The 24,633-nt window shown below is 68.5% G+C and carries 20 protein-coding genes; 7 read left to right on the top strand and 13 right to left on the bottom strand.

Annotation, left to right across the window (positions count from 1 at the left end):
* Positions 1-248: 248 nt before the first annotated feature.
* The 3 genes from ACP26O_RS27445 (at position 249) to ACP26O_RS27435 (ending at position 6,972) form a co-directional block, all read left to right on the top strand.
* Positions 249-773, top strand: coding sequence for a metal-dependent hydrolase (locus tag ACP26O_RS27445; RefSeq protein ID WP_175662906.1), 525 nt, complete (start codon positions 249-251; stop codon positions 771-773).
* 242 nt (positions 774-1,015) lie between these two features.
* A complete protein-coding gene (locus tag ACP26O_RS27440; protein WP_426356342.1) occupies positions 1,016-5,569 on the top strand; it encodes a DEAD/DEAH box helicase in 4,554 nt (1,517 codons plus the stop codon).
* 128 nt (positions 5,570-5,697) lie between these two features.
* Entirely contained in the window at positions 5,698-6,972 is a 1,275-nt protein-coding gene (locus ACP26O_RS27435; RefSeq protein ID WP_175662908.1) for an APC family permease, read from the top strand.
* A 99-nt stretch (positions 6,973-7,071) separates the two neighbouring features.
* Here the strand turns inward: ACP26O_RS27435 and ACP26O_RS27430 are convergent, their stop codons facing one another.
* The 4 genes from ACP26O_RS27430 to ACP26O_RS27415 form a co-directional block, all read right to left on the bottom strand.
* Positions 7,072-7,368: an XRE family transcriptional regulator gene (locus ACP26O_RS27430; RefSeq protein WP_006758577.1), complete on the bottom strand. Its 297-nt coding sequence runs from the start codon at positions 7,366-7,368 to the stop codon at positions 7,072-7,074.
* A gap of 69 nt (positions 7,369-7,437) precedes the next feature.
* The gene (locus tag ACP26O_RS27425) at positions 7,438-7,797 is read right to left on the bottom strand and encodes a type II toxin-antitoxin system RelE/ParE family toxin (RefSeq protein ID WP_175662909.1); all 360 of its coding nucleotides are present in this window, start codon (positions 7,795-7,797) and stop codon (positions 7,438-7,440) included.
* 133 nt (positions 7,798-7,930) lie between these two features.
* A complete protein-coding gene (pcaQ, locus tag ACP26O_RS27420; protein WP_175662910.1) occupies positions 7,931-8,917 on the bottom strand; it encodes a pca operon transcription factor PcaQ in 987 nt (328 codons plus the stop codon).
* Between the two features lie 77 nt (positions 8,918-8,994).
* Positions 8,995-9,732: a helix-turn-helix domain-containing protein gene (locus ACP26O_RS27415; protein ID WP_006751195.1), complete on the bottom strand. Its 738-nt coding sequence runs from the start codon at positions 9,730-9,732 to the stop codon at positions 8,995-8,997.
* A gap of 120 nt (positions 9,733-9,852) precedes the next feature.
* Between ACP26O_RS27415 and ACP26O_RS27410 the strand changes: the two genes are divergently transcribed.
* The 3 genes from ACP26O_RS27410 (at position 9,853) to pcaG (ending at position 12,026) form a co-directional block, all read left to right on the top strand.
* Positions 9,853-10,416: a YiiX/YebB-like N1pC/P60 family cysteine hydrolase gene (locus ACP26O_RS27410; protein ID WP_175662911.1), complete on the top strand. Its 564-nt coding sequence runs from the start codon at positions 9,853-9,855 to the stop codon at positions 10,414-10,416.
* Positions 10,417-10,721: 305 nt separating this feature from the next.
* Entirely contained in the window at positions 10,722-11,429 is a 708-nt protein-coding gene (pcaH, locus tag ACP26O_RS27405; protein ID WP_011658600.1) for a protocatechuate 3,4-dioxygenase subunit beta, read from the top strand.
* A gap of 3 nt (positions 11,430-11,432) precedes the next feature.
* Positions 11,433-12,026 carry a protocatechuate 3,4-dioxygenase subunit alpha gene (gene pcaG / locus ACP26O_RS27400; protein ID WP_175662912.1) on the top strand — a complete coding sequence of 198 codons (594 nt, stop codon included), beginning with the start codon at positions 11,433-11,435 and terminating at the stop codon, positions 12,024-12,026.
* A gap of 441 nt (positions 12,027-12,467) precedes the next feature.
* On the opposite strand, the gene ACP26O_RS27395 is transcribed toward pcaG, so the two are convergent.
* From ACP26O_RS27395 to ACP26O_RS27355, 9 genes are all read right to left on the bottom strand, one after another.
* Positions 12,468-13,247, bottom strand: a complete 780-nt coding sequence (locus ACP26O_RS27395; protein ID WP_175662913.1) for an AraC family transcriptional regulator — start codon at positions 13,245-13,247, stop codon at positions 12,468-12,470.
* A gap of 279 nt (positions 13,248-13,526) precedes the next feature.
* Positions 13,527-14,354, bottom strand: coding sequence for a M55 family metallopeptidase (locus ACP26O_RS27390; protein ID WP_175662914.1), 828 nt, complete (start codon positions 14,352-14,354; stop codon positions 13,527-13,529).
* Positions 14,351-15,430, bottom strand: coding sequence for a P1 family peptidase (locus ACP26O_RS27385; RefSeq protein WP_175662915.1), 1,080 nt, complete (start codon positions 15,428-15,430; stop codon positions 14,351-14,353). Before ACP26O_RS27385 ends, ACP26O_RS27390 begins: the two co-directional genes overlap by 4 nt.
* The gene (gsiD, locus tag ACP26O_RS27380; RefSeq protein ID WP_006751202.1) at positions 15,430-16,323 is read right to left on the bottom strand and encodes a glutathione ABC transporter permease GsiD; all 894 of its coding nucleotides are present in this window, start codon (positions 16,321-16,323) and stop codon (positions 15,430-15,432) included. Before gsiD ends, ACP26O_RS27385 begins: the two co-directional genes overlap by 1 nt.
* 7 nt (positions 16,324-16,330) lie before the next feature.
* Complete coding sequence (gene gsiC, locus ACP26O_RS27375) at positions 16,331-17,251, bottom strand: glutathione ABC transporter permease GsiC (RefSeq protein ID WP_175662916.1); 921 nt, start codon at positions 17,249-17,251, stop codon at positions 16,331-16,333.
* A gap of 67 nt (positions 17,252-17,318) precedes the next feature.
* Positions 17,319-18,881, bottom strand: coding sequence for a glutathione ABC transporter substrate-binding protein GsiB (gene gsiB, locus ACP26O_RS27370; RefSeq protein ID WP_175662917.1), 1,563 nt, complete (start codon positions 18,879-18,881; stop codon positions 17,319-17,321).
* Positions 18,882-19,009: 128 nt separating this feature from the next.
* Complete coding sequence (locus ACP26O_RS27365) at positions 19,010-20,911, bottom strand: dipeptide ABC transporter ATP-binding protein (RefSeq protein WP_175662918.1); 1,902 nt, start codon at positions 20,909-20,911, stop codon at positions 19,010-19,012.
* 27 nt (positions 20,912-20,938) lie between these two features.
* On the bottom strand, positions 20,939-21,946 hold the full coding sequence (locus ACP26O_RS27360) for an isoaspartyl peptidase/L-asparaginase family protein (RefSeq protein WP_175662919.1): 1,008 nt from the start codon (positions 21,944-21,946) through the stop codon (positions 20,939-20,941).
* Positions 21,943-22,893 (bottom strand): MurR/RpiR family transcriptional regulator, encoded by a 951-nt coding sequence (locus ACP26O_RS27355; RefSeq protein ID WP_175662920.1) that lies wholly within the window; start codon positions 22,891-22,893, stop codon positions 21,943-21,945. Before ACP26O_RS27355 ends, ACP26O_RS27360 begins: the two co-directional genes overlap by 4 nt.
* Positions 22,894-23,340: 447 nt before the next feature.
* On the opposite strand from ACP26O_RS27355, the gene ACP26O_RS27350 reads away from it, so the two are divergent.
* A complete protein-coding gene (locus ACP26O_RS27350; RefSeq protein WP_175662921.1) occupies positions 23,341-24,612 on the top strand; it encodes an MFS transporter in 1,272 nt (423 codons plus the stop codon).
* Positions 24,613-24,633 lie beyond the last annotated feature (21 nt).

Genomic DNA, 24,633 nt, shown 5'->3' with positions numbered 1-24,633 from the left:
GTGGGCAGCGAGGTCACTACCCGGTAAAACGGGCGTGCTCATCGGTCGAAATTTCCTGCGCAGCCGATCCTCGTTGCAATGCAAAAATCCGAAAGTTGCAAACCGCGGTCCCCTCATGCCGCACATGCAAAAAAACGGCGCCAGAGCTGCCCGATGTGCCGGCCGATCTGAGAAGATAGCGCCCCGCTTTCGCGCTGCGTTCAGGCTTTCGCTCGCACGCCGCTTCACGTTTGTTCGTCTCGTTCCCTATGGCATCACACAATGCGCATCACGCGTCCGGCTTCGCGGCCGGCGTCGCCGCCGCCGTCCTCGTCGCGCAAACCGGCGCAACCGGCCCCTGGCACACTGGCCTGCTCGCCGCGTTCGTGGCCGGTGTCGCGGGCGCCACCGCGCCCGACTGGCTCGAAGTCGCATGGTGGACCCGCAAGCGCCGCCTGTGGATCACCCACCGCACCGTCACGCACTGGGGCATCGGCTGGATCGCGCTGCTCGCGCTCGGCTGGCACGGGCTCACGCATCATCCGCATCCGCTGTGGGCGGCGCCGCTGTTCGGCTTCGCGTGCGGCGGCGTGATGCACCTGCTCGCCGACTGGCCGAATCCGCTCGGCGTGCCGTGGATCTGGCGGCGTCACTCGCTGAATCTGTGGAACAGCGGGCACTGCGACCTGATCATCGTCGCCGCTGCATGGGGCGGCACGCTGTGGCTCGCGCAGTCACTGTGGACGCGCGCACCGTTCCTCGAACACTGGCTCGGCTGGCTGCATCGCGTGTAACTGCGGCCAGGGCCGCGCACGCCGAACGCAAGCGCCACTCCCTTTCGCTGATCCGGCACCCGTGACCGAACGGGCGCCGTTGCGCACGCACGCCTATTGAAACGCCGGCACCGCGCCTCATCTGGATCTACGAGGCGCGCTATTCTCCCCGCCCCAGGTGCCCGGCGCGCAGTTGCGACGTCTGGCACACTGACGATTCGCGCGCGGCCGCCCGTGCGCTCGCACCCTATTTCAACGCTCCGATGGACGTCACCGCCACCCGCCCCGCCCACGCGCTCGACGTGTTCCACCCGGCCGTCGCCGCATGGTTCCGCCGCACGTTCGCCGCGCCGACCGGCGTGCAGGCGCTCGCGTGGCCGCACATCAAGGCCGGCCGCTCGACGCTCGTGGCCGCGCCGACCGGCTCCGGCAAGACGCTCACCGCGTTCCTGTGCGCGCTCGACGATCTCGTGCGCGATGCGCTCGCGCACGACGGGGCACTGCCCGACGCGACGCTCGTCGTCTACGTGTCGCCGCTGAAAGCGCTGTCGAACGACATCCACGTGAACCTCGACGCGCCGCTCGCCGGTATCGCCGAATCGCTCGCGCAGCTCGGCCTGCCGGTGCCTGCGATCCGCACCGCCGTGCGCACCGGCGACACCCCGCAGGCCGAACGCGCGGCGCTGCGCAAACGCGCGCCGCACATCCTCGTGACGACGCCCGAGTCGCTGTACGTGCTGCTGTCGTCGACGTCGGGACGGCAGATGCTGTCGAGCGTGCGTTCGGTGATCGTCGACGAGATCCACGCGCTCGCGTCGTCCAAGCGCGGCAGCCATCTCGCGCTGTCGCTCGAACGCCTCGATGCGTTGACGGGCCGCGCGTTGCCGCGCATCGGATTGTCGGCCACGCAGAAACCGATCGACGCGGTCGCGCGCTTCCTGGTCGGCGGCCCGGCCGATGCGCCGCGCGACTGCACGATCGTCGATACCGGCCACACGCGTGAACGCGACCTCGCGCTCGAACTGCCGAACGTGCCGCTCGGGCCGGTGATGGCGACCGACGTGTGGGACCAGGTGTACGACCGGATCGCCGCGCTCGCGGCCGCGCATCGCACGACGCTCGTGTTCGTGAACACGCGGCGCACCGCGGAGCGCATGGCGCGCCATCTCGCCGAGCGCCTCGGCAAGGACGCGATCGCCGCGCACCACGGCAGTCTCGCGAAGGAACATCGCTTCGACGCGGAACAGCGGCTCAAGCGCGGTGAGCTGAAGCTGCTCGTCGCGACCGCGTCGCTCGAACTCGGCATCGACATCGGCGACGTCGATCTCGTGTGCCAGGTCGGTTCGCCGCGCGGGATCGCACCGTTCCTGCAGCGCGTCGGCCGCTCCGGGCACCATGTCGGCGGCGTGCCGAAGGGCCGCCTGTTCCCGTTGTCGCGCGACGAGTTGGTCGAATGCGCGGCGCTGCTCGACTGCGTGCAGCGCGGCGAGCTCGACGCCTTGCGGATTCCCGAGGCGCCGCTCGACGTGCTCGCGCAGCAGATCGTCGCCGAAGTCGCCTGCGCGGAATGGCAGGAGGATGCGCTGTACGCGAGCTTCACGCGCGCGGCGCCGTACGCGCGCCTGTCGCGCGAACGCTTCGACGAGGTCATGAAGATGCTCGCCGAAGGCTTCACGAGCCGCCGCGGCGTGCGCGGTGCGTATCTGCATCGCGACGTGGTCGGCGGCACGGTGCGCGGACGCCGCAACGCGATGATGACCGCGACGACCTCGGGCGGCACGATTCCCGACATGGCCGACTACGCGGTGTTGCTCGAACCGCAGGGCATCCAGGTCGGCACCGTCAACGAGGATTTCGCGGTCGAAAGCCTGGCCGGCGACGTGTTCCAGCTCGGCAACCAGTCGTACCGGATCATTCGCGTGGAAACGGGCCGCGTGCGCGTCGAGGATGCGCAAGGCCAGTCGCCGAGCATTCCGTTCTGGCTCGGCGAGGCGCCCGGGCGCAGCGACGAACTGTCGGCCGCGGTCGGCCGGCTGCGCGCGCGGCTCGATGCGCTGTTCGCCGAAGGCGATCGCAACACGGATGCTGGTGGACGCAAGCGCGGTGCGAGCGGCGTGAACGGCGTGAACGGCGTGAACGGCGTGAACGGCGCGAATGGTGATGCAGCCGGCAAGACGACCACGCGCGGAAAAGCCAAACGAGCCGCGGAAACCCCGGCCGTCGCCGATTCGCGAAGCGATGCCGATGGCACCGCGATCGTCCCGGCCGAAAGCCGCCTCGCGCCGGCGCTGCGCTGGCTCGCCGACGATCTGCACCTGTCTCCCGACGCGGCCCGCCAGATCGTCGACTACCTCGCCCGCACGCGCGCGGCGCTCGGCGCGCTGCCGACGCAGGACACGCTCGTGATGGAGCGCTTCTTCGACGAATCGGGCGGCACGCAGCTGGTGATCCATTCGCCGTTCGGCAGCCGCATCAACCGCGCGTGGGGGCTCGCGCTGCGCAAGCGCTTTTGCCGCACGTTCGACTTCGAGCTGCAAGCCGCCGCGACCGACGACGCGATCGTTCTGTCGCTGTCGCTCGCGCACAGCTTCGCGCTCGATGAAGTGTGGCGCTACCTGCGCTCGGCCAGCGCCGAACATGTGCTGATCCAGGCGCTGCTCGACGCGCCGATGTTCGGCGTGCGCTGGCGCTGGAACGCGACGACCTCGCTCGCGCTGCCGCGCTTCACCGGCGGCCGGCGCACCGCGCCGCAACTGCAGCGGATGAAGAGCGACGACCTGCTCGCGACCGTGTTTCCCGAACAGGTCGCGTGCCTGGAAAATGTCGTCGGCGAACGCGAGATCCCGCACCACCCGCTCGTCGACCAGACGCTCGACGATTGCCTGCACGACGCGATGGATACCGACGGCTGGCTCGCGCTGCTGCGCCGGATCGAAAGCGGCGCGATCGAACTGATCGCACGCGACTTGCCCGCACCGTCGCCGCTCGCGGCCGAGATCCTGAACGCGAAGCCCTATGCGTTCCTCGACGATGCGCCGCTCGAGGAGCGCCGCACGCAGGCCGTACAGTCGCGCCGCTGGAGCGACCCCGAGTCGGCCGACGATCTCGGCGCGCTCGACGCCGACGCGATCGATGCGGTGCGCGACGAAGCGTGGCCGCTCGTGCGCGATGCCGACGAAATGCACGACGCGCTGCTCACGCTCGCATGCGTCGCCGACAGCGAAGCGCGGGCGCACGACGGCTGGCCCGAGCGGCTCGCGGAATTGGCCGAACGCCGTCGCGCGACGAAACTCGTCACACCGGATGGCGCCGCGCTGTGGGTGCCGGTCGAACGGCTGGTCTGCATCCGCGCGCTGCATCCCGACGCCCGTGTCGCACCCGCGCTGAAAGTGCCGGCCGCATGCGCGCAGGCATGGGACGCCGACGCCGCGCTCGTCGACGTGATCCGCGCGCGGCTCACCGGATTCGGGCCGCTGACGCTCGACGCCATCGCACGGCCACTCGGCCTGCCGCCCGCGACGATCGCGACGGCGCTCGCCGCACTGGAGCGCGAAGGCTACGTGATGCGTGGCCGCTTCACGCCGGGCGCGACGACCGACGAATGGTGCGAACGCCACCTGCTCGCGCGCATTCATCGCTATACGGTGAAACGACTGCGCCGCGAGATCGAGCCCGTCGAGCGCGCCGATTTCATGCGCTTCCTGTTCCACTGGCAGCGCCTGACGCCCGATACGCGCGGAACCGGCCGCGACGCGCTCGCGGCCGTCGTCGAGCAGCTCGAAGGCTACGAAGCCGCGGCGAGCGCATGGGAAGACGCACTCCTGCCCGCCCGACTGACCGACTATACGGCCGGCGGCCTCGACGATCTGTGCCGCTCGGGCAAGCTCGTGTGGACCCGCATCGGCGCACCGGCCCGCGCGGCCGGCACGCCCGTGAAGACGACGCCGGTCGTGCTGCTGCCCCGCCGCCACCTCGGCGCATGGCAGGCGCTGCGCGACCCGGACGCGCAACCGGCGCTGTCCGCGCGCGCGACGCAGGTGCGAGACGCGCTCGCCGCCCATGGCGCGATGTTCTTCGATGCACTGCTCGACGAACTGCACATGCTGCCCATCGAACTCGAACAGGCACTCGGCGAACTCGTGTCGGCCGGCCTCGTGAATGCGGACAGCTTCGCCGGACTGCGCGCATTGCTGAAGCCGGCGGTGAAGCGCAGCGCGACGTATGCGCCGCGCACGCGGCGCGGCGGCGCACTGATCGGCGGGATGGACGATGCGGGCCGCTGGGCGCTCGTGCAACGCGTTTCGCCAACGAACGACGACGCGCCAACCCCGGCACCGAAGCGCGGCGCGCCCGCGACCGATCCCGACGCGCTCGAACACATCGTCTGGACGCTGCTGCGCCGCTATGGTGTCGTGTTCTGGCGGCTGCTCGAACGCGAAGCCGATTGGTTGCCGAGCTGGCGCGAACTCGTGCGCGTGCTGCAACGGCTCGAAGCGCGCGGCGAGATTCGCGGCGGACGCTTCGTCGCCGGGCTCGCGGGCGAGCAGTTCGCGCTGCCGGAGGCGATCCCGATCCTGCGCGAACTGCGTCGCCGACCGGGCGACGGCCAGTATGTGTGCGTGACGGGCGCCGATCCGCTGAACCTTGCCGGCACGCTGCTGCCTGGCGACAAGGTGCCCGCGCTGGCCGGCAATCGCGTGCTGTTCCGCGACGGCGTGCCCGTCGCGTCGCTCGTGGCGGGCACGTTCCACTACGCGTCCGAGCTGACGCCCGCCGCGCGCGAGGATGCGCGCCTGCGTCTCGCCCGCCGCTACTGACATCGGCTGACACGCGGCACGTCGCGGACTACTGAACGCCGCGCCGCATCGCCGCGCCCGTTCGGGTAGCATCCCACGATTCACCGCGCGGACCGCGCCCAGAACAAGCCTTCCGGAGACTGCCTTTCATGCCTTCGCATGCCGATTCGCCCGCCGTTCATCACGCGGGCTCGCTGACGATTTTCCAGGGCGCCGCGCTGTATATCGGCGCGGTGCTCGGCACCGGCGTCATTGCGTTGCCCGCGCTCGCCGCCGAGGTCGCGGGCCCGGCATCGTTGCTCGCGTGGGCCGCGCTCGTCGTGCTGTCGGGGCCGCTCGCGGCCACCTTCGCCGCACTCGGTGCGCGCTATCCGGACGCGGGCGGCGTATCGACCTACGCGCGACGCGCATTCGGGCCGAAGGCCGCGGCAATCGTCGGCTGGTGTTTCTATTTCGCGGTGCCGGCCGGCGCGCCTGCCGCCGCGATGTTCGGCGGCGCATATGTCGCGGCCGTCACGGGCGGCGGGCATGCCACAGTGATCGTCACGGCCGCCGCATTGATCGCCACAGTGTCGGCCGCGAATGCGTTCGGCGTGACGGTGTCGGGTCGCATGCAGCTCGTGTTGTCGGCGTTGCTCGTCACGCTGCTGCTGGCTGCGGTGCTCGCGTCCGCGCCGCATGCGCGCACTGCCAACCTGCATCCGTTCGCGCCGCACGGCTGGCTGGCGGTCGGCCAGGCGGCGGCGCTGCTCGTATGGAGCTTCGCGGGCTGGGAAGCGATCACGCACCTCGCCGCTGAATTCCGCCGCCCCGCGCACGACATGCCGCGCTCGGCCGCCATCGCGGTCGTGGTCGTCGGGTTCCTGTATCTGGCGGTCGCGGCCGCGAGCGTGACGGTGCTCGGGCCGTCGGCCGGCGCATCGGGCGCGCCGCTCGCGGAACTGATCGCGGGCGGCATCGGCGGTCACGCGCGGGTGCTGGCGGCCACGGCCGCGGTGCTGCTCACGCTCGGCACGATGAACGCCTATTTCGCGGGTGCGGCCAAACTCGGCGCAGCGCTCGGGCGCGACGGCGCGCTGCCCGCGTGGCTCGCGCAAGGCAGCCAGGTCGGCGGCGTGCCGCGCCGCAGTCTCGGCGTGATCGCCCTGCTGGCGGCCGTTGCGCTCGCGGCAACGACGCTCTCGGACGTCGGGCCGAAACCGCTCGTGCTCGTCACGTCGGGTTGCTTCGTGATGGTGTACGGGCTCGGCGCGGCCGCGGCGCTGAAACTGCTGCCACGTGGCGGCATCGCGTACCGCTGCGCGTGGATTTCGCTGGTCGCCGTCGCCGGACTGTTTCTGACGACGGGATGGTATATCTTGTGCCCGCTGCTGCTCGCGGGCGGTGCGTTGCTGTATCTGCGGATGGCCGGGCCGCGCGCCTGATCGTGTGCCGATCAGGGCGCGCGGACAAACCTGCGCTCGTTCGCCACGACGATGCGCCGGCCCGCCGCGAACCGACCGCGCACCGTTTCGCGATGCCCGTCAGGCCGGCACCAGCTCGAAGCTGAGCCGCTTGCCGAGTGCGGTGGCCGCGCTCGCGAGCGTCGCGAGCGTGAGGCTCGTGTCGGTTTCGTCGAGCAGCCGGTTGAGCGCGGCGCGGCTGGTCTTCATCCGGGCGGCCATCGCGGTTTTCGTGATGTGCTGCGCCTTCATCTCCTGCCCGATCTGCCACGCGATCACGCGCTTGATCGCGGTGGCGGTGGCCGCTTCGAGATGGCCGTCCTCCTCGAGGAAGGTGTCGAAATCGCTGCCGATATGCGGATTGTTCGTGGTCGTCATGGATACTCCAATGCATGGCGTTGCCGGCCGGCACAGCGGCGCTCGCACGTGCCGGCGCAACCGGGAAATTCAGATGGCGTGCGTGAGCGCTTTCAGCCGCGCGACGGTCACGTCGAGATCGTCGGACGGCGTGGCCTGCGACTGCTTGAAGAACGCGTGCAGCAGCACCATCGTGTCGCCGACGACCGTGAACAGCACGCGCGCGCTTCGCCTCGGCAATATCACGCGGATTTCCCACAGATCCTTCGACATCTTCCGGACCAGCGGCATGCCGAGCGGCCAGCCCAGTTGAACGGTCTTGATCTCTTCGCCGATCATCCTGCGCTCGATCTGCCCGAGCGCCTTGAGCCATTCGCGCACCGGCTCGTTGCCGCGCGCCGTGCGGAAGAACCGCACGCCGAGCGTGATCTGAATTTGCTGTCTCGCCATCGTCGTGCCATCAAGCGTATCAAAAACGATACGATATGCCAAGCACGACGAAGCCCGCTACTGACCGAACGGCTAACGAATGAGGCGGAAGGAACGGCAGCCGAGCGCACGTGGCCCGGCCCTGCGCGGCGTCTCAGCGTGCGCGGCGAGCCGGCTTGCGTGCGCCGGGCGGCGCGCGATGCGCGCGCGTATCGCCGAACCGGGCGCGGGCGATTTCGCGCACGGCGTCGATCAGCGTCCGCGCGACGGGCGACGGTTGCGCATCGGTGCGCAGCACGAGCCCGACCGGCTCGTCGGTGCCCGCGGACGGCAGCGCCAGGCGCGCGAGCGCACCGGCCGACAGGTCGTATTCGGCCGCATAGAGCGGCACGAACCAGACCGCGTCGTTCTCGAGCGTGAGCGCACGGGCGACCGACACCGACAGCACCTCGATGAACGAATCCAGCGGCGGCGCACCGCACGCGCCGAGCAGTTGCTCGGCCGACTGGCGGATCAGCGTGCCGAACGGCGGCAACACGACCGGATAGCGCGCGAGTTCGGCGGCCGGTGCGGCGCTGGCCAGCAGCGGATGCCCGGCGCGCACGACCGCGACGAGTGGCTCGTTGTACAGCTGCTCGAACGCGAGCCCGATCATTCGCTCCGGCTCCGACAGGCGCCCGATCGCGCATTCGATCGCGCCCGCCTTCAGCCGCTCCAGCAACTCGGCGTTCGCGGCCGTCGCGATCCGCACGACGATGCGCGGCCAGCGTGCGGCCAGCGCCTTCATCAGCGCGGGCGCGAGCGATGCCGCAACGGTCGGCAGCATGCCGATCTCGAGCGTCGCCGCGGCCGCTCCGCCCTCGCGCGCGAGCAGCCCGACACCCTGCCGCAGCGCCAGCACGCATGCGTTCGCATGGGGGATGAACAGCTGCGCTTCGCGGGTCGGCTGCGCGCCGTGCCGCCCGCGCTCGAACAGCTTCACGCCGAGGATCGACTCCAGTTCGGCGATCGTCTTCGACACGGCTGGCTGCGTGATCGACAGGCTTTCGGCCGCCTTCTGCACGCCGCCCAGCTGCGCGACCGCGAGAAAACACTGCAGGTGCCGGAATTTGACGCGGCCGTCGGCGATACGGTTATTCATAACGGGCGGTTATGCAAGTGATGACGTTGTGCCATTTTGCATAACTTTCCGGAAAGGCCCAAGCATTCGGCGCGGTGTCACGCATGACGCCGCAGCGCGTGGAAGCCGGTCGGCTCCCAGATCCGCTTGGCGATCAGCAGGCCCGTGCCGCGCTTCTGCCCGAGCGGCGCGGACGATGACTCCGCGTGCAGCGCCGCCGCCTTGGCGCCGAGCCGCCGCAGTTCCTGCTCGAGCTCCGCGGCGGCCGCGTCGGTCAGCATCCCTTGCGAGAACGTCATCGTCTCGCCCGGGCCGTCGAAACGGCTGCCCAGAAAGTCGTCGAGCACGTGTGCATGGAAATAACGGCGGATCGGCCCGCCCGGCAGCCAGTCGAAATCGCGTGCGACGCGCACGCGGATCCGGTCGCCCGGCAGCAGCGCGATCACGTTCATCCGGTCGAGCATCAGCAGGTATTTCACGCACTCGGCCTGCGTCAGGCAATAGGCCGACACGATGTCCTGCACGGTCCAGTAGTTGACCGCGCAAACGGCGACGAGCAGCAGCTTCTCGTCCGACACGAGTAGCGCCTCCTGCTGCTCGGTCAGCACGCGCAAGCGCGGCGCGGATGCCGACGCCTCCTGCACGAGTTCCGCGAGCGTATAGCCGAGCAGTTGCGCGATCTCCGCGACGCGCTCCAGCGTGAAGCGGCCGCTCGCGAACAGCCGCTTCACGCTCGTCTCGGACACGTCGAGCGCGCGCGCGACGTCGCGATAGGTCATTCCCTGCGCCTTCAGTTGGCGCTTCAGCGTTTCGATGAGTTGGGCGGTCTCGGTCATGTTGGTATCGAAAAATGGTGCTCAAGGTCGGATATTAGGCTACTCAAGCATCCACACAAGCACTTTTGGATACTTGTCCGCATAATCCGCTCCGTCCTGTCACTGCCCCACGGAGCCGCGATGAGCACCCGAACCGACACCACCGCCTTCGAACCGCATCCCACCGCGCCGCGCGACGCCCGCGACACGGACCGCACGCTGCCGCTCGCCACGGTACGCACGCTGGCCGCCGGCGCGCACGTCGGGGATCTCGTGTTCATCCGCGTCCCGGCCCGCGCATTGCGCGACGCGGCAGGCAACGCAGGCGCGTGGGCCGATCGCTTCGGCATCGTCGTCGATACGTCGGGCGACGAACCGTTGATCGCCGAGCCCGCGTTCGCGCGGACGAAGCTCACGCCGCTGTCGCGCTTCATCGCCCGCGCCGACGGCGGACGCGTCGCGCTGGCTCGCCGCGTCGCGGCACCGACCGCCGACGCGCAGCGCCACGTGCACGCGCTGGCCGAACAGCGGATCGACGCGCTGCTCGGCAGCCGCTTCAGCCTGCTCGCGCACCGCGGGTTCTGCGCGAACTACGTGGGCGACGTGCTCGGCGCCGAGCGCACCGCGACGCCGGCCGCGCTGCTGCGCAGCGGCACGCTGTCGCTCGAATTCGACGGAATCGTCTTCGATCCCGCCCGACCGTAACCAACGAACGACGAAGGACGAAAAACGAACGACGGGCACGCTCGGGGAGACCTGATAACAACAACAACGAAACACAAAAAAGCAGCGACGGGCTGGCTGGAGGGCCGTGCACGGAGTCGTCACCGACGACGCGAAGCCCGATCGCTTTTTCCGCCGGACAGGCCGCCTGTCCGGCGGATTTTCATTGGGGTCGGCGAACATAACGAACGGTTATGCGATTCGCTAAAAAAGGTCATTTTGCATAACTTTCCGGATTGGTTACAGTCTTGCCATCCCCTCGCGAAATACCTATCAGGAGACACCCGATGGATTCCCCCACGATCCTCACGCCGCGCGACTGGCCGTCGCATCCCGCGTATGTCCACCCCGAGTACCGTTCGTCGGTGAAGCGCGGCCCGACGCGCCCGATGATCCCGTTGAAGGAAAAGCTGCGCGACCAGTACGCGCCCGTCTACGGCGCGGAGGATCTGGGCGCGCTCGACCACGATTTGACGAAGAACTCGGTAAAGAACGGCGAGCCGCTCGGCGAGCGCATCGTCGTCACCGGCCGCGTGCTCGACGAAGGCGGCAAGCCCGTGCGCAACACGCTCGTCGAGGTATGGCAGGCGAACGCCGCCGGCCGCTACGTGCACAAGGTCGACCAGCACGACGCGCCGCTCGATCCGAACTTCCTCGGCGCGGGCCGCTGCCTGACCGATAACGAAGGCCGCTACCGCTTCCTGACGATCAAGCCCGGCGCCTATCCGTGGGGCAACCATCCGAACGCGTGGCGCCCGAATCACATCCACTTCTCGCTGTTCGGCGATTACTTCGGCTCGCGCCTCGTCACGCAGATGTACTTCCCCGGCGATCCGCTGCTCGCGTACGACCCGATCTTCCAGGGCACGCCGGAAGCCGCGCGCGATCGCCTGATCTCGCGCTTCTCGATGGACATCACCGAAGAAGGCTATGCGCTCGGCTACGAATTCGACATCGTGCTGCGCGGCCGCGACGCTACCCCGATGGAGCGCTGAACCATGACGACGCTGAAGCAAACCCCTTCGCAGACGGTCGGCCCGTACTTCGCATACGGCCTGTGCCCGCAGCAATACGATTACGACCTGAAAAGCCTGTTCACGCCGACGATCGCCACGCCGGACGCCGAAGGCGAGCACGTGCTGCTGGTGGGTCAGGTGTTCGACGGCGACGGCAACGTCGTCGGCGACGCGGTGCTCGAATTCACGCAGGTGGATGGCGCGGGCCGTTATCCCGCGTCGCGCGACGACATCGCGAAGTCCGGCTTCACGGGCTTCGCACGCGTCGGCACGGGCACCGATGCGCAGAACCGCTTCGTGGTCCCGACGATAAAGCCGGGCCGCATCGCCGCCGACGAAGCGCCGCACATCAACGTGACCGTGATGATGCGCGGGATCCTGACCCACGCGTTCACCCGCCTGTATTTCGACGACGAAGCCGCGGCGAACGCGGCCGATCCGGTGCTGAACCTGGTGCCGGCCGAGCGCCGTGCAACGCTCGTCGCGAAGCGCGATGCGCAGCCGGGCCGCCCCGTCGTGTACCGCTTCGACATCCGCATGCAGGGGCCGGACGAAACCGTGTTCTTCGACGTGTGACGCGCGAGCCGGCGCAGGCCGGCTGCTCGCACCGAACCGCCGTGTGGCGCGATACCGACAGGCATCGCGTCGCGCGGCGGTTTTTCGTTTTCGGGCCTCGACATTCGATGTTGTGTCGCAGCACGCGCGACGGCCATCGCCAAAGTCCATGATTGGCCGCCTCCGACCTCGGCATCGAACGCGCGATTGAAACGCATGCTGCGACAGCACATGAATCGTTGGGAGCACGCGATTTCGTTCGCGCGTTATGCAGCGTATGCTTTGCTATCCGCGATACGCCGATGGAATTGAATCGGGATAGGCAACAATTTTCATGAATGAATGCGCGAACGCCGCCCCGCCGGCTGGTCGCGCATTTTTTCTGACCGAGTGCCTTTAAGCGCGCCTGACCGATTCCTGGCAGGCGCGTTTTTTTCGTGCGCGACCGCAGCGCCGCCGCGACTAGCGGCGAGCCTCCAGATACCGGCTCGGCGTATCGCCGAGGATGCGGCGAAACGCCGACGTAAAGGCGCTCGCGCTCGCATAGCCGAGCTCGAACGCGACCCGCGTCACCGGCTGGCCGTCGCTCAGGCGCGTAATCGCCGCGAGCATGCAGACCTGCTGCCGCCACGCGGCGAAACTCACGCCGGTCTGCGCGCGGAACAGCCGCGTAAACGTGCGCCGGCTCACGCCCGCATGGGTCGCCACCTGGTCGAGATCGGCCGCGATCGATGGCGACGCGAACAGGTGCCGGCAGATACTCGCGAGGCGCGCGTCGGCGGGCAGCGGCGCGTGCAGCGACAGCCGCGGCATCGTCGCGATTTCCGCGACCAGCAGCGCCATCAGCTTCCCCGCCCGGCCGTCGACGTCGTACATCGCCGGCAGGTCGATCGCATCGTCGATCAGTTGCCGCAACAGCGGCGACACGCCGTACACGCCGCACTGGTCCGGCAGCCCCGCGGCCCGGGCCGCGTCGTCGGACACGAACGTGTTGAGCATCGTGACCGCCCCGGTCATCGTCATTTCGTGCCGCACGCCGGGCGGCACCCAGCACGCGCGCTGCGGCGGCACCAGCCAGCGGCCGTGCGGCGTCGACACGCTGATCGTGCCGCGCGACGCGAACGCGAACTGCCCGCGCCCGTGCGCGTGCTCCGGAAACGTCGTGCCCGCCGGATAGTCGTTGGCGGTCACGACCACGCTCCGGGGAATGTGGTCGTAGGGATCTGGCAGCGTATTTCTCAAGGCCGGAATTCCATCATGAATGATCTGGTACCGAAGGCGGGTCACCTTCGATCGGTCCGAGATCCGCTCCACGCCTGTGCGACCGGACGGCCGCACGACCCGACGGCCCAATCGGCCGGATTGCGACTTCATCGGAGCGGAGATGCCAACTACGTTTCATCGTGGGTGGGACTGAACCCACCTAGTTGCGCTGGTCGCCGCGATGACAGCTTTCCTGCTCGACACGCCCGCCAGGCCCCTGTGACGCGCCGCACGTGGACGGCATCCGGTCGACACGCATCACCGCAGCATGAACGACATGGCCGACAGGCTGTTCAACGTGCGCACCACGTGCTCGACCGACGGCCCGTCGAAGCGCAACGTCACCGCATCGACCCGCTCGAGCGTCGGCAGCATGCAGAACAGATCGGCGAGCGCGGCCGTCTGCACGCGTAACGTGCAAGCGGCCGGCGCGGGCCGATGCGCGGTCGCGCGCCAGCCGGACGACAGCGCATGCTCGACCGTTTCGCGTGCGGCGGTCGCGATGCGCGCGCAGGACGCGGCCGGCGTGAGCGTGTCGCCGCTCGATGCGCCGCGGGCCGTCTTGACCGTCTCGAAACGCGCGTCCGGAAACAGCGGCCGGGTTTCCTCGGCGAACACGTCGTCGCCCGACGCCAGCGCGACATGCGCGCCGTATTCGCGCGCCAGCGCGCCGTACAGCCCGGCCTCGCCGAGTTCGACGCCGTTCAGCCACACCTGCGTGAATGCAAAATTGTTGATCGTATGCGCGAGCACGCCGTGCGTCTGCGATTTCGCGTGAAAGCCGATCATGAACACGAGATCGGGTTGCTGTTCGAGGCCCGCCATCATCCCGAGCGTGCGCGGCTTGCCGAGCACGACGCGCGCACGCGCATCGAGCCCGTCGGGCAGCAGATTGCGAAAGCTGCCATGCGAGTCGTTGACCCAGACGGTCTGCGCACCGCCCGCGAATGCACCTTCGATCGCCGCGTTCGCCTCCGCGGTCATCCAGCGGCGCGCACGTTCGTACTCCGGATTGCCGGCACGCGTCTGCTCAACGGCGAACACACCGGCGACGCCTTCGATGTCGGTCGAGATCAGGATTTTCATGACGGGATATGACGTCCTTCGTTGTCGTCGTTGAACAAGCGCTCGAGATCGGGCACCGCGTCGCGCAGCGATTGCCGAACGTGGCCGTCGCGCCCGACCACGGTCACGGCCTGCAGCAGCGCGTCGGCGATTGCATGCTCGACGCTTTCGGCCGCGGCCATGAACAGCGGATCGAGCGCCGCATCGGCCACGAGGGCCGGCAGCGCGACGCTCGACGCGTCGTGCGCGATCGTGTAGGCGGTGGAAAATGCGAGCGCGATGTCGCCGCTGCCGTGCCCGTAGACCGAACCGGTGCGGGCCAGGCCCGCACCCGCGCGGCGTGCGAGCCGCGCCAGTTGCCGTGCGTCGAGCGGCGCATCGGTCGCGAGCAGCAGGATGATCGAGCCTTGCTCGGGCGCCGCCTGCGCGGCCGCCGCGGCACGCCGCTGCGCGACGATGCGCCCGAGCGGCACGCCGCCGAGCGTCAGCATCGGCAGCCGGCCGAAATTCGCGAGCACGAGCGCGCCGACCGTATACGGCCGGCCGGCCGCGACCGCCACGCGCGACGCGGAGCCGATCCCGCCCTTCAGGTCGAAACACGACATCCCGCGCCCGGCGCCCACCGCGCCGCGCGCGAAGTCGCGCGCCGCGGTGCGGCACGCGTCGTCGTAATGCGCGGCCGTCACCGCGAACGCCTGGATATCGTTCAGATAGCCGTCGTTGCACTCGAACACGAGCGGATTGACGGTCGACCAATCGCGGCCGATTTGCGGATTGTTCGCGATCGCCGCGCGGATCTGCGCGTGCGCGATCGCGCCGACGCCGAACGTGTTGGTCAGCGCGATCGGCGTATCGAGTGTGCCGAGTTCGTCGACCTGCACGAGTCCGACGCTCTTGCCGAAGCCGTTGATCACGGCCGCGCCGGCCGGCACCTTGCTGCGGTACAGGTCGCCCGGGTGCGGCTTCACGACGGTGACGCCCGTCTGCACGTCGCCGGCATCGAGCGTCGCATGGCCGACCGTCACGCCCGGCACGTCGGCGATCGTGCCGCGCGGCCCGGCCGGCAGCGTCGCGGCCCACATCGGCACCGCACGCATCAGCGGCGCTCCAGCTTCGGATCGAGTGCGTCGCGCAGCCCGTCGCCGAGCAGGTTGAACGCAAGTACGGTCAGGAAGATCGCCAGGCTCGGGAAGATCGCGACGTGCGGTGCGCTCACCATGTCCGCGCGCGCCTCGTTGAGCATCGCGCCCCACTCCGGCGTCGGCGGCTGCGCGCCGAGCCCGAGGAATGACAGGCTTGCCGCCGTGATGATCGACGTGCCGATCCGCATCGTGAAGTAGACGACGACGGACGACACGGTGCCCGGCAGGATGTGCCGCATGATGATCGTCCAGTCGGACGCGCCGATGCTGCGCGCGGCTTCGACGTAGGTCATGTGCTTGAGCATCAGCGTGTTGCCGCGCACGAGCCGCGCGAACGCCGGAATGCTGAAGATCGCGACCGCGCAGATCACGTTGACCATCCCGTTGCCGAGGATCGCGACCACGCCGATCGCGAGCAGGATCCCCGGGAACGCGAACAGCACGTCGGCCACGCGCATCGTGATGCGGTCCCACCAGCCTTCGTAGTAGCCGGCGAGCAGCCCGAAGAACGTGCCGATGAGCGCGCCGAGCGCGACCGAGAAGAAGCCGGCCGCGAGCGAGATGCGCGTGCCGGTGATGATCCGGCTGAAGATGTCGCGGCCGAGCGAGTCGACGCCGAACCAGTGCACGGCCGACGGCCCTGCGTTCAGCGCGTCGTAGTCGAAATAGTTTTCCGGATCGAACGGCGCGATGTGCGGGCCGACGAACGCCAGCACGACGAGCGCGAGCACGAAACCGCCCGCGACGAGCGCGACGGTCTGCTTGCGGAACTTGCGCCAGAATTCGTGCCACGGCGTGCGGACCGCGTTCGATGCGGCCGGCGCCGCGGGCTGGACAGTCGCGTTCATGCGCGCCTCACTTGAACCGGATGGTCGGGTTGATGACCGCGTACAAGACGTCGACGGTCAGGTTGATCAGGATGAATTCCAGCGAGAACAGCAGCACGATCGCCTGAATCACCGGGTAGTCGCGCATCGTCACCGCGTCGACCAGCAGGCGCCCGAGCCCCGGCCAGTTGAACACGGCCTCGACGACGATCGAGCCGCCGAGCAGGAAGCCGAACTGCAGCCCCATCATCGTGACGACCGGGATCATCGCGTTGCGCAGGCAGTGCTTGAGCACGACCATCGGCTCGTGCACGCCCTTCGCGCGCGCGGTGCGCACGAAGTCCTCGTTGAGCACCTCGACGAACGACGCGCGCGTGAAGCGCGCCATCACGGCCGCGACCGCGGCGCCGAGCGTCAGCGACGGCAGCACGTAGCTTTTCCACGTGCCGTCCGGCACGACCGGCAGCCAGCCGAGCTTCACCGAGAAGATTTCCATCAGCAGCATGCCGAGCGCGAACGCCGGAAACGAGATGCCCGACACCGCGATCGTCATCCCGACGCGGTCGGGCCAGCGGTTGCGCCATACCGCCGACGCGATGCCGATCGCCATCCCGAACGCGGTCGCCCACACCATGCTGACGAGCGTCAGCAGCAGCGTCGGCATGAAGCGCTCGCCGATCTCGGTCGACACCGGCCGCTTGCTGCGCGTCGATGTGCCGAAATCGCCGTGCGCGATCTTCACGAAGAAATTCGCGAACTGCGCGGGCAGCGGCCGGTCGAGGCCGAGATCGGTGCGCACCAGCGCGACCGTCGCGTCGTCGGCTTCGGGGCCCGCCGCGAGCCGCGCCGGGTCGCCCGGCAGCAGGTGCACGAACAGGAACACCAGCACCGCGACGATCGCGAGCGTGGGCAGCAGGCCGAACAGGCGTTTGACGAGAAAATTCAGCATGGGGCACCGATCGAATCAGCGCACCGGCAGCGTGTGCCGCCGGCGCCGCGCAGCGGGTGAACCGCCGTCATTTCACCGAGATTTCGTCGAAGTTGAACGAACCGTCCGGCATCACGTACATGCCGTGCAGGCGCTTGTTACGCGCATAAACGATCTTCTCCTGCACCAGGAAAATCCACGGCGCGTCGGCCCACACCTGCTTCTGCGCGTCGGCGTACAGGGCGGCCTTCTTCGCACGGTCGGTCGTCTCGAGCGCCTTCGCGAGATCATCGTCGACCGTACCGTTCTTGTAGTACGCCGTGTTGTAGAGCTTCGGCGGCGCCGACGTGGACCCGAGCAGCGGCGACAGCGCCCAGTTCGCCTCGCCCGTCGAGGCCGACCAGCCGCTGTAGTACATCCGTACCGGCGCCGTCGCCGGATCCTGCGCGCTCTCGACCTTCGCGACCCGCTCGCCGGCTTCCAGCGCCTGCACCTGCACCTTCACACCGACCTGCGCGAGCTGCTGCTGCACGAACTGGATCAGCTTCTGCGCCGTCGAATGGTTGTACGCGGACCAGAGCGTCGATTCGAAGCCGTTCGGATAGCCGGCCTCCTTCAGCAGCGCGCGTGCCTTCGCCGGATCGTACGGCCACGGCCCGAGCTTGGTCGCGTATTCGACGCCGACCGGTGCGACGCCCGTCTGCGGGGTCGCATAGCCGGCGAACACGACCTTCGCGAGCGCTTCCTTGTTGACCGCGTAGTTCAGCGCCTCACGCACCTTCGGATTGTCGAACGGCTTCTTCTGCGTGTTCAGCGAGATGTAGCGCTGGATGATCGACGGCCGCTCGATCAGCTCGACCTTCGGGTTGCTCTTCAGGTCGGCGGCCTGCTCGAACGGAATCGTGAACGCGAAATCCGCCTCGCCGGTCTTGAGCAGCGCGGCGCGCGTGTTGTTGTCGACCACCGGCTTCCAGTCGATCGAATCGACCTTCGGATAGCCCTTCTTCCAGTAGCCGGCAAACTTCTTCACCTTCATGTCGTCGGTCTGCTTCCATTCGACGAACTCGAACGGGCCCGTGCCGACCGGATGCAGCGACACGTCGTGTCCCCACTTCTTCAGCGCGGCCGGCGAAATCATCACCGCCGACGGGTGCGCGAGCGTGTTGATGAACGCGGAGAACGGCTCGTGCAGCGTGAACTTCACCGTCATCGGATCGACCACCTCGGTCTTCTCGATCACGCGGAACAGCCCGTAACGCTTCAGCTTGTTCGCCGGATCGGTCACGCGGTCGAAGTTCGCCTTCACCGCGGCGGCATTGAAGTCGGTACCGTCCTGGAACTTCACGCCGTCGCGCAGCTTGACCGTATAGACCTTCGCATCGGGCGACGCCTGGTAGCCCGTCGCGAGCACGTTGACGAGCTTCATGTCCTTGTCGAAGCCGAACAGCCCTTCGTAGAACGACTTGACGACGGCTTGCGACACCGTGTCGTTCGCGTCGTACGGGTCCATGGTCGTGAACGTCGAGTACACGGCGACCACGACGTTCTGTTGCGCGAACGCGGGCGCCGCGATCGACAGCGCGAGCGCGCCTGCCCCCGCAGCGAAGAGCATGCGTGGACGGAACACCGGGAACGAATGCGGCTTGTTCATTTTGTCTGGCTCCTGTGGATGATTCGGTAACGCGTGGTGGAAATCGCGGCGTGACTGCATCCGCTGGGGAAATGACGCCGTTGCCTGGCGCGTGCGCAGCTGCGGTCCATATGCGCCTCGCCGTGCAATCAATACGCGCCGCCGACGCGATGCGTCGCGACGAAATGATCGGGGCCGACCGCGACGAGCGGCGCGACCGTCGGCTCGTCGCCGATCGCGCGGATCGGGCTCGGAATCTCGTCCGCCGCAAGCTGGCGCGGCGCATGCCGGCGCGCGGGGTCGGCCACCGGCACCGCGCTCATCAGCTTCCTCGTATAAGGATGCTGCGGCGCCTCGAACACCGCGCGGCGCGGGCCGATCTCGACGATCTGGCCGAGATACATCACCGCGACGCGATGGCTGATGCGCTCGACCACCGCCATGTCGTGCGAGATGAACAGATACGCGACGCCTAGCTCGCGCTGCAGGTCGAGCATCAGGTTGACGATCTGCGCCTGCACCGACACGTCGAGCGCGGACACCGATTCATCGGCGATCACCACCTTCGGGTTCAGCGCGAGCGCGCGTGCGATGGCGATCCGCTGGCGCTGGCCGCCCGAGAATTCGTGCGGATAGCGGCGCGCGGCCTCCGGCGGCAGGCCGACCTTGTCGAGCAGCCAGTCGACGCGCGCCTGCGCTTCGCGGCCGCTCGCGACGCCGTGCACGAGCAGCGGCTCCATGATCGAGAAGCCGACCGTCAGGCGCGGGTTCAGCGACGCGAACGGATCCTGGAAGATGAACTGGATGTTCCGGCGCAGCGCCTGCAGGTCCGCGCCCTTCATCGCGCTGATATCGCGGCCGTCGAATTCGATCGAGCCGCTCTGCGATTCGACGAGGCGCAGCAGCGAGCGCCCGGTGGTCGACTTGCCGCAGCCGGATTCGCCGACGAGCGCGAGGGTCTCGCCCGCGCGCAGCTCGAAGCTCACGCGCTCGACCGCATGCACGTACTGCGACACGCGGCTGAACACGCCGCTCTTCACCGGAAACCGCGTGACGAGATCGCGCACGCGCAGAATCGGCGGCGCGGCCGCATCGACCGCCGGCTGCGCGTCGGCGGCGTCGTGCGCGGCGGACGCCGGCGCGGCCGCGCCCGTGGCGTCCACCTTCAGCAGCGGAAATTTCTCGGGGATATCGGTGCCCTGCATCGAGCCGAGCCGCGGCACGGCCGCGAGCAGCGCACGCGTGTAGCGATGCGCGGGCGTCGCGAAAATGCGCTCGGACTCGCCCTCCTCGACCTTCTCGCCGCGATACATCACGAGCACGCGGTCGGCCACTTCGGCGACCACGCCCATGTCGTGCGTGATGAAGATCACGCCCATGTTCATTTCGTCCTGCAGGCCGCGGATCAGCTGCAGGATCTGCGCCTGGATCGTCACGTCGAGCGCGGTCGTCGGCTCGTCGGCGATCAGGAGCGCGGGCCGGCACGACAGCGCCATCGCGATCATCACGCGCTGCCGCATCCCGCCCGACAACTGGTGCGGATACCGCGCGAACACGCGGCGCGCCTCCGGGATGCGCACGAGATCGAGCAGCCGCAACGCCTCCGCGCGTGCTTCGGCCGCGCTTTTCGACTGGTGCAGCGCGATCGCCTCGCTGATCTGGTCGCCGACCGTAAACACCGGGTTCAGCGACGTCATCGGTTCCTGGAAGATCATCGCGATGTCCGCGCCGCGGATCCCGCGCATCGTCGCCGCGCTCGCCTGAGCGAGGTCGACGAGCGCGCCGCCGCGACGCCGCAACGCGATCCGGCCGCTCGTGATCTCGCCGCCGCCGTGCTCGACGAGGCGCATCAGCGCGAGCGACGTGACCGACTTGCCGGAGCCCGATTCGCCAACGATCGCGAGCGTCTCGCCGCGATCGACGTGAAACGATACGTTGCGCACCGCATCGAACGTCGCGGCGCCGCGACGGAACATGACCGACAGGTCGTCGACTGCGACGACGCGCTGATCTGGCAGCACCAGCGCGGACGGGGTTCGGCTCGAAGTCATGCGTAGGTCTCCTGGTGCGATCCGGAATCAGGCCGCATCGTCGCGATAGATGCCGACCACGGGCGTCTCGCCGACGCGCGCATAGCCGCGATACATCCCTTCCGTATTGAACGGCATCGCGACGTTGCCGTGCGCATCGACCGCGATGATCCCGCCACGCCCGGCCAGCCGCGGCAGCTTGTTCATCACGGCGTCGTGCGCGGCGTCGGCGAGCGATGCACCGCGATACGCGATCTGCGCGGCCACGTCGTGCGCGGTCGCGAGCCGGATGAACATCTCGCCGGTGCCCGTCGCGGATACCGCGCAGGTCGCGTCGTCCGCGTAGCAGCCGGCGCCGATGATCGGCGAATCGCCGACGCGTCCGGGCTGCTTGTTCGTGATGCCGCCGGTCGACGTCGCCGCCGCGACATGCCCGTTGAGGTCGCACGCGACCGCGCCGACCGTGCCGAGCTTGCGATCGGGATCGAGCGGCTCGGCCGGCGCGGCCGACCCGGCCACTTGCCCTGCGCCGAACGCGAAGCTCGCGGCGTCGTGATCGAGCATTGCGCCGGCCGCCGCCGCGCGCGCCTTGACCCACTGCGCATGGCGCGCTTCGGTGTCGAAGTAGCCGGGCTCGGCGAGTTCGAGGCCTTGCTCGACCGCGAACGCGTCGGCGCCCGCGCCGGCGAACAGCACGTGCTCGCTCGCCTCCATCACGCGCCGGGCGGCGAGCACCGGATTGCGCACGCGGGTCGCGCTGCAGACCGCGCCGGCCGCGAGTGTCGCGCCGTCCATCACCGCCGCGTCGAGTTCATGCTTGCCTTCGGCCGTATAGACGGCGCCGCGCCCGGCGTTGAAGAGCGGACAGTCCTCGAGCATCCGCACGGCAACGGTGACGGCGTCGAGCGCGCTGCCGCCGTCGGCGAGCACCTGTTGCGCGGCCTGCAGGATCGCGGTGAGCTCGGCGCGGTACCGGCGTTCGGTGTCGGTATCCATCGCCTCGCGCAGGATCGTGCCTGCTCCGCCGTGAATCGCGATGATCGCGGGTGAAGTCATGATTTTTTCGGACCGGAGGAAGAAGGGTTGGCGGCCGGCAGCGCCGCTTGCGGCTGCATCAGCCACGGCAACAGGAATTCGGTCATTTCGGCGGCGGACTTCGCGGAGCGGTGCGTGCGCAGCGCGACCGCATCGATCAGCGCCTCGATCATCGTCAGCACGGCCGCTTCCGACGTGGCCGCGAAACGCCGCTGGGCTTTCACGTACAGGTTCAGCGACGCGACCGGCGCAAGCGGCGAGCCCGGTCCGTCGGAAATGCCGAGCACGCGTGCGCCACGCGCGGCCGCGCGGCGTGCCAGCTCGATCGTGTCCTTCACGTAGCGCGGAAACGCGAGCGCGATCACGAGATCGCGCGAGTCGGCCGAATACAAGCGCCGCGCCGCATGCGTAGGGCCGCCGAGCAGCGCCAGCGACTGCACGTTGTCGTGACATACCGACAATCCGTGTTCCATCAAGCCGGTCAGAAATGCGCTCGACCCGGCGCCGAGGATCAGCACGCGCCGCGCGCCGACGATCGCCTCGACGGCCGCCTCGACGTCGGTCGCATCCAGCCGCGCACGCGTGTTCTCGATGTTCTCGATGGCCTGGTCGAACACCGCATCGATCCATGCGGCGCCGCGAACGCCCTGCTCCTGTTCCTGCTCCTGCGCGGAACGCAGCCGCTCGACGGGGCCGAGGGTCGCCTCGAAGCCGCGCACGAGCGCCGCGCGCATCGCCGGATAGCCGTCGAAGCCGAGCGCCTTCGCGAAGCGGTTCGCGGTCGCGATCGATGCGTTTACCGCCTGCGCGAGCTCGTCGATCCGCATCGTCGCCGCGCGAAAGGGATTCGCGAGCACGAACTGGCCCATCCGGCGATGGATCGGCGTCATCCGCGGCATGGCCGACGCGATGCGCTCCGCGATCGCGGATTCATCCTGACTGGCTTCGTGCGGAGCGAGAGGCGTCATGCGAAAGGTTTTGCAAGGTAGATGAAAATCAATTTACACAATCCGCCGTCCGGAAAAAAATAAATTTTCATCAGGGTTGTCACGGCCCCGTCGCGGCTTTCTGGTTGGTGAGTCGTGCGACGGGTGCTCGGTCTCGTCCCGCGGGCTTCGGCGCGCGGTGGCGCGCATCGACAACGGACCCCGTATTCGCATGCCGCTCGGGAAAACCCCGAGCAGGTTCGTTCGAATGCAGATTCACGTTGACCGGATTCGAATTCGAACATAGGATGTTCGAAAATGATCAGTCGTCAGATAACGTAGCTTTCGATTGCAGGCGGATGTTCGAGCGAACACGACCCTGTCGCCAAGGAAGCAGGCAAATCGGCAGCCGCGAAGATCGGACATCGTACGAATAAGACTGAGCAAGGCGCCCCAGCCGGGCGGATTTGCATGAATCAGGAGACAGCAGTGAAGACAGTCAAGGCGTTGCGCTGGTGGATCATCGTGCTGGTATGTCTGGGCACGATCCTCAACTATCTCGCACGAAATTCCCTCGCGGTGCTCGCACCGGAACTGAAGCACGTGTTCGCGATCTCGACGCAGCAGTACTCGTACATCGTCGGCGCGTTCCAGATCGGCTACACGATCATGCAGCCGGTGTGCGGATTCATCGTCGACCTGATCGGGCTGCGGCTCGGCTTCGCGCTGTTCGCGATGCTGTGGTCGGTGGTCGGCGTCGCGCATGGTTTCGCGTCCGGCTGGCTGTCGCTCGGCATCCTGCGCGGCCTGCTCGGGCTGTTCGAGGCCGCGGCGATTCCGTCGGGGATGAAGGCCGTCGCCGAATGGTTTCCCGATCGCGAGAAATCCGTCGCGGTCGGCTACTTCAACGCGGGCACGTCGCTCGGCGCCGCGATCGCGCCGCCGCTCGTCGTGTTCCTGTCGATGCGGTTCGGCTGGCAATCCGCGTTCATGGTAACCGGCGCGCTCGGCTTCGCGTGGGCCGTGCTCTGGTACACGCAGTACCGGTCGCCGGCCGAGCATCCGCGCATCACGTCGCAGGAGCGCACGCTGATCGGTGACGGCCAGGCCAGGATGCCGGCCGTGTCGAAGCGCCGGATTCGCGACGTCGTCACCGCGCGCCGCTTCTGGGCGATCGCGCTGCCGCGCTTCTTCGCGGAACCCGCGTGGCAGACCTTCAGCTTCTGGATTCCGCTGTATCTCGCGACCGAACGCCACATGGCGCTCACGGAGATCGCGATCTTCGCGTGGATGCCGTTCCTCGCGGCAGACCTCGGCGGCATCGCCGGCGGCTACCTGTCGCCCTACCTCGCGAAACGGTTCAGTCTGCCGCTCGTGTGGTCGCGGGTCGCGGGCGTCGCGCTCGGCGCGGTGCTGATGCTCGGGCCGGCGACGATCGGGCTCGTGTCGTCGCCGTACACGGCCATTGCGCTGTTCTGCGTCGGCGGTTTCGCGCACCAGATGATCTCCGCACTCGTCAACACGCTGTCGGCCGATGTGTTCGATTCCGAGGAAGTCGGCACCGCCAGCGGCTTCGCGGGAATGGCCGCGTGGATCGGCGGGCTCGGCTTCTCGCTGCTGGTCGGCGCGCTCGCCGACAAGATCGGCTACGCGCCGCTGTTCGCGTGCCTCGGCCTGTTCGACATCATCGGCGTCACGCTGCTCGCGGTGCTGATCCGCGGGCAGTCGAAGCAGGAACGCCTGCTCGCTCAGCATGCCTGACATCCGTTCTCACCAGGAATC

The organism is Burkholderia sp. R-40, from assembly GCF_049942845.1.
GTDB classification, from domain to species: domain Bacteria; phylum Pseudomonadota; class Gammaproteobacteria; order Burkholderiales; family Burkholderiaceae; genus Burkholderia; species Burkholderia ambifaria.
Note: the sequence above shows the minus strand (reverse complement) of the source record. Positions and strands in the feature narration are given on the sequence as shown.